The sequence below is a fragment of the Paraburkholderia sp. genome, from assembly GCF_034668105.1.
In the GTDB taxonomy this organism is placed as follows: Bacteria; Pseudomonadota; Gammaproteobacteria; order Burkholderiales; family Burkholderiaceae; genus Paraburkholderia.
Genome location: NZ_JAXDPY010000665.1, coordinates 1 through 7,708 on the forward strand (window position 1 = coordinate 1; position 7,708 = coordinate 7,708).

The window sequence follows — 7,708 nt, forward strand, 5'->3', positions numbered from 1 at the left end:
AGCACGGGCAGCGGGTCGTCCGGCGGCTCCTCGACCGGCGGCACCCCGAGCACCTCCGCGCCCGCGACGCCCTCGACGCCGTCCTCGGGCGGCACGTCCTCGCCCCCCGCGCCCTCCACCCAGACGCCCAGCACCGGCACGCAGGGCGGCAGCGGCGGCGGCAGCAGCGGGAGCGGCGGCTGCGGTTGCGGTGGTGGTGGCTCCAGCGGCGGCCCTGGCGGGGGAAAAGGAGGCGGCCCTGGTAGCAGTGGTGGCTTCGGTGGTGGTTTTGGCGGCGGCTTCGGTGGCGGGTTCGGCGGCGGCTTTGGCGGAGGCTTCGGCGGCGGTCACGGAGGCAAGGGCAGCGGCGGTAACGGTGGTGGCAATGGCGGAGGGAACGGGCATTAACAGTCGCCTGCTTCTCGGGTAGGGGGCCCCCGCGCCCTACCCGTCGCTAACGGCAGATTCCGGATCCGCCCGCTGTCCGCCGGCATCGGCGGTGATGTCTCGATCCCCCGGTCGAACGTCACCGCCCGAGGCCGGTCACCTGGGTCTGGTCGTCCGCGGCGGTTAAAGCCAGAACAATCGATCGCCTCGTACGTGACCGGAACCAAACCGGAGCGATTGCCTCATATCAAATTCAACGTTCGATATGAGGGCAACACAACATGCAACGAAACGTCCCCCGCTTCATGGCGCGCACGGCCACCGGCCTGCTGATGGTCACCGCGCTCGGCCTCGCATCGCTCGCTCATGCGCAAACTCCGGCGCAATCCCCTACTCAAAATCCGGCCACGTCAACCCAGCCGTTGCCACAAACCCTGTCGCAAGCCGCCCCGCCTGTCGATCCCAGCTTTTCCGCCTATTCGCTCGCGCAGACCTGCAAACAGAAGACCGACAACGTCGCCCAAGGTCAATGCGTCGGTGCGATCCGCGGCATCATTCACGGCTATCAATACGGTGTGCTGTTCCTCGGTCAGCGCGCGTCGCTGCCGCCCAACGAAACGCAGCGGGTGTCGCTGTGTCTGCGCAATATCCAGGTGTCGTCGATCGTCGACGAATTCGTCGCCGACGCCGCCCAGGTCAACGAAGACTCGCTCAAACACACGCCCGCTGAAGTCGCTGTTCTGGGCTCCGTGCACATGCACCACAGCTGCAATTGATGCTGGCGGCGCAGGCCGCCGCACCAGCGGCACCCACGCGCCGATTGCAAGGCAGCGGCAGAGCGGTTGCCGTTCACTAACCGCCGCCACTGCGCTCACAGCATTTCGAGTGGCCGCTTGCTGCGCGGCGGTTTGAAATACGTGTCGATGGCAGCGAGTTCCGGCGCGCCGAGTTGCAGTTGCGCGGCCCGATGGTTGTCGCGCACGTGTTCGACGCGGCCCGCTTTCGGAATTGCGAACACGTCCGGCCGTTGCAACACCCACGCAAGCGCCACCTGAAACACCGAAACGCCACGTGCGTCGGCGATGTCGTCGAGCGGCGAACGCTTCGGCAAACGCGCGTGATCGACCGGGCTGTACGCCATCGCCGGCATCTTGTGCGCGGCAAGCCATGGCAACAGGTCGAATTCCGGTCCCCGGCGCGCGACGTTGTAGAGAATCTGATTGGTCGCGCATGCCTCGCCGCCAGGTGTCGCGACGAGCTCTTCCATATCGTCGGTATCGAAGTTGCTGACCCCCCAATGGCGAATCTTGCCCGCGCGGCGTAACGCCTCGAATGCGTCGACGGTTTCCGCGAGCGGCACCGAGCCGCGCCAGTGCAGCAGATACAGATCGAGCCGATCGGTTTTCAGGCGCTTGAGGCTCTGTTCGCACGCCGCGACCACGCCGCGCCGGCCGGCGTTATGCGGATACACCTTGCTGACGAGAAAGACCTGATCGCGCAGCCCCGCCAGCGCTTCCCCAACAAGCGATTCGGTGGCACCGTCGCCATACATTTCGGCGGTATCGATCAGCGTCATGCCCAGTTCAATGCCGCATTGCAGCGCGGCGATTTCCGCAGCGCGACGCGACGGTTGCTCACCCATCTCCCACGTGCCCTGCCCCAGTTTCGGAATACGTTCGCCGTCGGGCAGGCTTACGCTCGCGATATCGGTCGTCATGCTTTCTCCTCGAAGTGGCTAAATCGGCTAAATTGGCTAAGCGGAACGCCGCACACACACGGCTACGCGTGCAGGTCGATGCGTGCACATCGATCCATGCTGCAGCGCACGCCACGCAAATCATAGGGACGAGTTTAACGGTTGGACGGGTATTGGATCGGGCACCAGGCAAAAGCCCGCTATAACCGGGCGCGCCGATGTCTTAGAATTGCCCCTTGCCCTTCTTGCGTGAGCCCCATGACCTCTGCCTCGGAAGACCGCTGGCGCGATCTGCGCCCGGACCCGGAAAACGACACGCCGCTATATCTGCAACTTGCTCGCAAGCTCGGCACGGCGATCCACGAAAACCGTTGGAGCGCGGGCGAGGCCCTGCCCTCCGAGCGCGTGCTGTCCGAAGCGCTCGGCGTATCGCGGATCACCTCGCGCAAAGCCATTGCCCTGCTGGTCGAACAGGGCTTGATCCGCCGCACTCAGGGCGCGGGCAGCTTCATCACGCCGCGCTACGACGACCCGCTGTCGCGTCTGTCGAGCTTCAGCGAGATGCTGCGGCGGCGCGGTTTTGCGCCAAGTTCGAAGTGGTTGTCGCGGGAGATTTCGCCGGCTAACCGCGACGAGGTGATTCAACTGGGCCTGTCGCCCGCGGCTGCCGTAACGCGCTTGCGGCGCCTGCGTCTCGCCGACGGCATCGTGATGGCCGTGGAGAACTCGACGTTCCCCGCCGCGGTGATTCCTGATCCTCAGGCGATTGGCGATTCCTTGTACACGTACCTGGAGAATCGCGGACTGGGGATTGTGCGCGCGCTACAGCATTTTCGCGCGGTAAACGCAACCGAAGAGATCGCGCAGCAGATGAGCATTGCCCCTAACGAGGCACTGCTGCTGATCACGCGCATTGGATATACGACGGATCAGCGAGCGATCGAGCTGACCGACACCTATTGCCGGAACGACTACTACGATTTTGTGGCGGAGTTGCGGAAATAGGCGGCCATCGCTACCGTTACGCCCATTTCGCCTCGTGCGCCCCGATCCGGGCCGGCGGCAACGCAAAATAGGCGGGCGTCTCGTCCAGAAGCTCGGCCGGCTGCACCCCGAGAACACGGCCGAACTCGGATTGAACAGTCGCAAGGCAATCCCGCACATCGTCGATCGAGACATCGGGCGCCTTCCAGCCGTCGGGAAGTAATCCAAACGACTGCAACCACCGCCCGGTCTGCGCGAGCGACACTTTCACGTGCCAGCTCCCGCCTTCGGTGGCTCGCCGCGCCAACGCGGCCATCGCGCCGAACGCAGCCAGATACCCGGTAGCATGATCCAACGCCTGACACGGCAAATGCTTCGGCTCATTCCATCCCGCCGCCTCGCGTTCAACAAAAGCAATCCCACTCGCCGACTGCACCAGACTATCGAAGCCGCGCCGCGTTGCCCACGGCCCCTTGTGTCCATAGGCGCAAACGGAGACATACACGATCCCCGGCCGGATCCGCGCCAATTCCTCGGGACCCAACCCGCGAGCGGCGAGCGCCCCTGGCCGGTACGCCTGCAAGAACACATCAGCGTCGCCGGCGAGACCACGTAACGTTTCCGGTCCCGCCGCGTCGCGCAGATCGACGAGCGCCGAACGCTTGCCGCGCCCGTTGTCGATCACCAGCGGCGCAATGTTCGGCAAGTGCGGACCGTTGATCATCAGCACGTCGGCGCCATGCTGCGCGAGCGCGCGCCCCGCCACCGGTCCCGCAATGATGCGCGACAGATCCAGCACCCGCACACCCGCCAGCGGCCGTTCCACCGCGCCTCGCCGCGGCGGTTCGACCGGCGCGTCGCCAATGCGCTCGATCTCGAACAAGGGCAAACTCGCAATCGCTTTTGCCTGATCGAGCGCGGCCCACTCGTCGGGCGTGCGAATCAGTGCGGCGCATAAGCCGGCGTCGGCGAGCGTCTGGTCGAGCGTCGCGCCATCCCAGCCGCGAATCGCCTCGGCCACCGCCGCGCGATCGTTCGCGCAGCCGAGTACCTTCAGCACTCCCGCGAGATGATGGGGAAAGTTCGTGTGCAGTTGAATCCAGCGGTCGTCTCGCGTCGCGTAGAAACCCATGACCGGATCGCGCAAGGCGGGCGGCGGCCCATCGTCAATGCGCAAATAGCGCTCGCTGCGAAACGCGGCCAGCGCGCGCCGCATCTCCACCGTGACGTGCTGCCGGTGCCCCGTGCGCAAGCGCTGGTATTCGGCAGCCGCAAGGCCGCTCGCGGCAATGGTCGCCGAGGCCAACGTGCCGACCCGATAGACCGACGGCAAGCCCGGATCGGTACCGGCAAACGAAACGGACCTCAATGCGGTCGGGTCGCATTCCGCAACCGTCCAGATATGTTTGAGAGCAAGTTCAGGCGTCATGGCGGTCAGATGGGAACAGGAAGAAAGTGAACCGAGTCTAGAATTCCGCCACGTCGCAATCAATCTTGATTATGATAATCAATATATATTGATTTCTTCGGTTTCTCGCCGTTTCCATGCCTGCCTCCCCTTCCCTGACCGCTGCCGAAGCCGCCGCCACGCTCGGCATCAGCCTGGCTACGCTGTATGCCTATGTCAGTCGCGGCATGCTGAGCTCGTCGCCGGATGCGCAAGGCAAGCACCGTCTCTACGACGCCGGCGAAGTGCGGCGGCTCGCGCGGCGCAAGGAGGACGGCAAGCGCGCCGGCAAGGTCGCGCAGAAAGTGCTGGATTGGGGCGTGCCGGTGCTCGAATCGTCGATCACGCTGGTGGCCGACGGCCGCCTGCTGTACCGCGGGCATGACGCCATGGAACTGGCGCGCACCGCCTCACTGGAAGACGTCGCGGCATTGCTGTGGGAATGCGGTGTCAGACGTATCGCCGACGCACCGGCCGTGCCGTTCGCCGCTGCCCGATGGGCGGCGTGGCTCAAGCTGTGGAGCGACAGCACGCCGCTCGACCGCGCGCTCGTGCTGCTGCCGGCCGCCGCGGCGCAAATGCCGCGAGTCTGGGCGCTCGGCCGCGATGCGCAACTCGATACCGCTTGCGCGGTCATGCGGCTGCTGGCCGCCGCGATGATCTCGGCGGCGCCGTCGAACGAGCCGCTGCACAAGCAGTTGGCTTCAGCGTGGAGTGTGCGCAACCGGCAGCAGGCCGGACTGCTGCGCGCGGCGCTGGTGGCCTGTGCGGATCACGAACTGAATGCGTCGACCTTCACGGTTCGCTGCATCACGTCGACGGGAACGCATCTGTTTGGCGCCGTGGCGGGTGGTCTCGCCGCGTTAGCCGGACCTCGGCACGGCGGCGAGACCGTGCGGATTGCCGCGCTGCTCGATGAAGCGTCGCGCGCGCCCGATCTCGATCGCTATCTCGCGAACCGGCTTGCGCGCCACGAACACGGCGCGCAAGGGCCGGTGCTATCAGGCTTCGGCCATCCGCTTTATCCCGCCGGTGACCCGCGTGCGCGCCTGCTGCTCGGCATGCTCGCCGATTGCGCGCCGGCCCGTTCGCCACTGGGCGAAGTGCAGGCGCTCGCGCGCGCGGTGCGCGACACGACCGGCGCGGAACCGACCGTCGACTTTGCGCTCGCCGCCATCGAACGGGTCCTCGGCTTGCCGGTGGGCGCCGCGTTCACCTTGTTCGCGGTCGGCCGGGTGGTCGGCTGGATCGCTCATGCAATGGAACAGACGCGCGATGGCCGGCTGATCCGGCCGCGTGCGCGTTATATCGGGGAGTATGAGGCGGGGAACTGAGCCGCAGCGATGCTGGCAGCCAGGGCAGCTACGTTATGCGGTTGCCGTGCTTGTCTGCCGCGTCACGCCACGCCCAACCAGCGGGGCAACCAGTTCAATATCGGCAAACCGCGCAGTGGCCGTGTTGCAGCGCGCTCTGAGCCGCTCGCCAGCGCGAAACGCGCACCGGCCTGCCCTGCGCTGATCCACGCCACCGCCCCACGCGGCAACGCCATCGATTGCCCGGTTGCCAGCCAGTGATCCACGTTGTCGCCTTCGACTGTCAGCCAGATCTCGCCCGAGATCACCTTGAAGATCGACGGACGCGCGACACGCCAGGCCGCCGCGGGCTCGCCATGTTCCAGTTCAAAAACACGGACTTCACGCATCGCTGTTCTCCTTCAAAGAACTTTTCTGTTGTATCGATTATTGACGTGCGATCATCGGACGCCCATGCACAGTTCCGAACACTTATTGCGGAACTGTTCAGTCGAAAAACCTGACAGTTGGTGCCGGTTGCGGTTCGTTTTTGCGTGAAGGAGCAGAAACCACATGAAACTCGAAATCCAGCTCGATCGGGATAACCGCGTACCGCTCACCGAGCAGATCGTCACGGGCGTTACCGCATGGATTCGTTCACGCACCGCGCACCCCGGCGCCAAGCTGCCGTCGATCCGTCAGTTCGCAGCCGACTACGGCGTGAGCCGTTTCCCTGTGATCGAGGCCTACGACCGGTTGGTGTCGCTCGGCTATGTCGACTCGCGTCACGGTTCTGGCTTCTACGTTGCCGACCGTCTGCCCATGAGCACGCAGTGCCAGGGTACCTCGGACCCACGCCGCGCCGAAGACGAATCAGGACACATCCTCCAGCAGTTCAACCACCCGGGCGAGACGCTCAAGCTCGGCAGCGGCTTCATTCCCGATGCATGGCGCGACACCGACAGCCTCGCGCAGGCGATCCGCCATGTGTCGCGCACCGACACCGCCAGCATGATCGATTACGCGACCCCGCTCGGCAATCTGACCTTGCGTGAACATTTGCAAGGCCGCATCGGCCAGTTGGGCATTCAAGCGGACGCCTCGCAGATTCTGATCACCAACGGCGCGAGCCAGGCGCTCGATCTGCTGATGCGCTACATGCTCAAAGCCGGCGACACGATGTTCGTCGAGGATCCCGGCTACTACAACCTGTACGGCCTGCTGAAGCTGCACGGCGTCAAGCTGATCGGCATTCCGCGCACCCGCAACGGTCCCGATCTCGATGTGTTGCAGGCGCAATTGCAACTGCATCGGCCGAAGCTGATGTTCATCAACACGGTGTTCCACAACCCGACCGGCACCACGGTCGCGCCGCCGGTGGCATTCCGGCTGCTGCAACTGGCGCGTGAGCACGGCTTCACCATCATCGAAGACGACATCTACGCCGACTTTCAAACCGACCTCACCGACCGTCTCGCGACCCTCGACCAACTCGAACATGTGATCTACGTAGGCGGTTTGTCAAAGACGCTGTCGTCCTCGCTGCGAATCGGCTGCGTGGTGGCAAGCCACTCGATCATCAAGGATCTGGTCGACATCAAGATGCTGACGAGCCTCGGCGCTTCGCGCTTTGCCGAAGCGGTCGCCGTGTCGCTGCTGGAGCGCGGCGCCTATCGCAAGTATCTGGAGCGCCTGCGCCGCCGCATGCGCGACGCCCTCGGCTCGACCATTCAGATACTCGAAGACGCGGGCTGGGAGCTGTTCGAAAAACCCGTCGGCGGCAAGTTCGTGTGGGCGCGCGTGCCGCACGTCGACAACGCCGAACGGCTGGTGGAATGCGGCGCGCCGCTCGGCGTGACAGTGCTGCCCGGCAGCTATTTCCGGCCGAACATGGAAGTGAGCCCGTGGATCCGGATCCACGCG

7 protein-coding genes are annotated in these 7,708 nt (G+C 65.1%); 4 read left to right on the forward strand and 3 right to left on the reverse strand.

The genetic code is table 11. The annotated features are described in order from the left end of the window. The first annotated feature begins 647 nt into the window (after positions 1 to 647). The gene (locus QOC89_RS29495; RefSeq protein ID WP_323048271.1) at positions 648 to 1,142 is read left to right on the forward strand and encodes a hypothetical protein; all 495 of its coding nucleotides are present in this window, start codon (positions 648 to 650) and stop codon (positions 1,140 to 1,142) included. Positions 1,143 to 1,237: 95 nt separating this feature from the next. Here QOC89_RS29495 and QOC89_RS29500 read toward each other — a convergent pair whose 3' ends face one another. Next, on the reverse strand, positions 1,238 to 2,083 hold the full coding sequence (locus QOC89_RS29500; RefSeq protein WP_323048272.1) for an aldo/keto reductase: 846 nt from the start codon (positions 2,081 to 2,083) through the stop codon (positions 1,238 to 1,240). Positions 2,084 to 2,320: 237 nt separating this feature from the next. On the opposite strand from QOC89_RS29500, the gene QOC89_RS29505 reads away from it, so the two are divergent. Continuing rightward, complete coding sequence (locus tag QOC89_RS29505) at positions 2,321 to 3,067, forward strand: GntR family transcriptional regulator (protein ID WP_323048273.1); 747 nt, start codon at positions 2,321 to 2,323, stop codon at positions 3,065 to 3,067. Between the two features lie 16 nt (positions 3,068 to 3,083). Here the strand turns inward: QOC89_RS29505 and QOC89_RS29510 are convergent, their stop codons facing one another. Further along, positions 3,084 to 4,475 carry a CoA transferase gene (locus tag QOC89_RS29510; protein WP_323048274.1) on the reverse strand — a complete coding sequence of 464 codons (1,392 nt, stop codon included), beginning with the start codon at positions 4,473 to 4,475 and terminating at the stop codon, positions 3,084 to 3,086. 116 nt (positions 4,476 to 4,591) lie between these two features. Here QOC89_RS29510 and QOC89_RS29515 point away from each other — a divergent pair, with 116 nt between their 5' ends. Then, entirely contained in the window at positions 4,592 to 5,827 is a 1,236-nt protein-coding gene (locus QOC89_RS29515) for a citrate/2-methylcitrate synthase (protein WP_323048275.1), read from the forward strand. Positions 5,828 to 5,889: 62 nt separating this feature from the next. Here QOC89_RS29515 and QOC89_RS29520 read toward each other — a convergent pair whose 3' ends face one another. Further along, complete coding sequence (locus QOC89_RS29520; protein ID WP_323048276.1) at positions 5,890 to 6,195, reverse strand: DUF2917 domain-containing protein; 306 nt, start codon at positions 6,193 to 6,195, stop codon at positions 5,890 to 5,892. A gap of 163 nt (positions 6,196 to 6,358) precedes the next feature. Here QOC89_RS29520 and QOC89_RS29525 point away from each other — a divergent pair. Further along, the coding region (locus tag QOC89_RS29525) for a PLP-dependent aminotransferase family protein (RefSeq protein WP_323048277.1) at positions 6,359 to 7,708 on the forward strand (1,350 nt) is incomplete at its 3' end.

Excerpts from the sequence above, each read along its gene's own strand:
- QOC89_RS29495 (WP_323048271.1), top strand. The coding sequence starts at position 648 with ATGCAACGAAACGTCCCCCGCTTCATGGCGCGCACGGCCACCGGCCTG.
- QOC89_RS29500 (WP_323048272.1), bottom strand. The coding sequence starts at position 2,083 with ATGACGACCGATATCGCGAGCGTAAGCCTGCCCGACGGCGAACGTATT.
- QOC89_RS29505 (WP_323048273.1), top strand. The coding sequence starts at position 2,321 with ATGACCTCTGCCTCGGAAGACCGCTGGCGCGATCTGCGCCCGGACCCG.
- QOC89_RS29510 (WP_323048274.1), bottom strand. The coding sequence starts at position 4,475 with ATGACGCCTGAACTTGCTCTCAAACATATCTGGACGGTTGCGGAATGC.
- QOC89_RS29515 (WP_323048275.1), top strand. The coding sequence starts at position 4,592 with ATGCCTGCCTCCCCTTCCCTGACCGCTGCCGAAGCCGCCGCCACGCTC.
- QOC89_RS29520 (WP_323048276.1), bottom strand. The coding sequence starts at position 6,195 with ATGCGTGAAGTCCGTGTTTTTGAACTGGAACATGGCGAGCCCGCGGCG.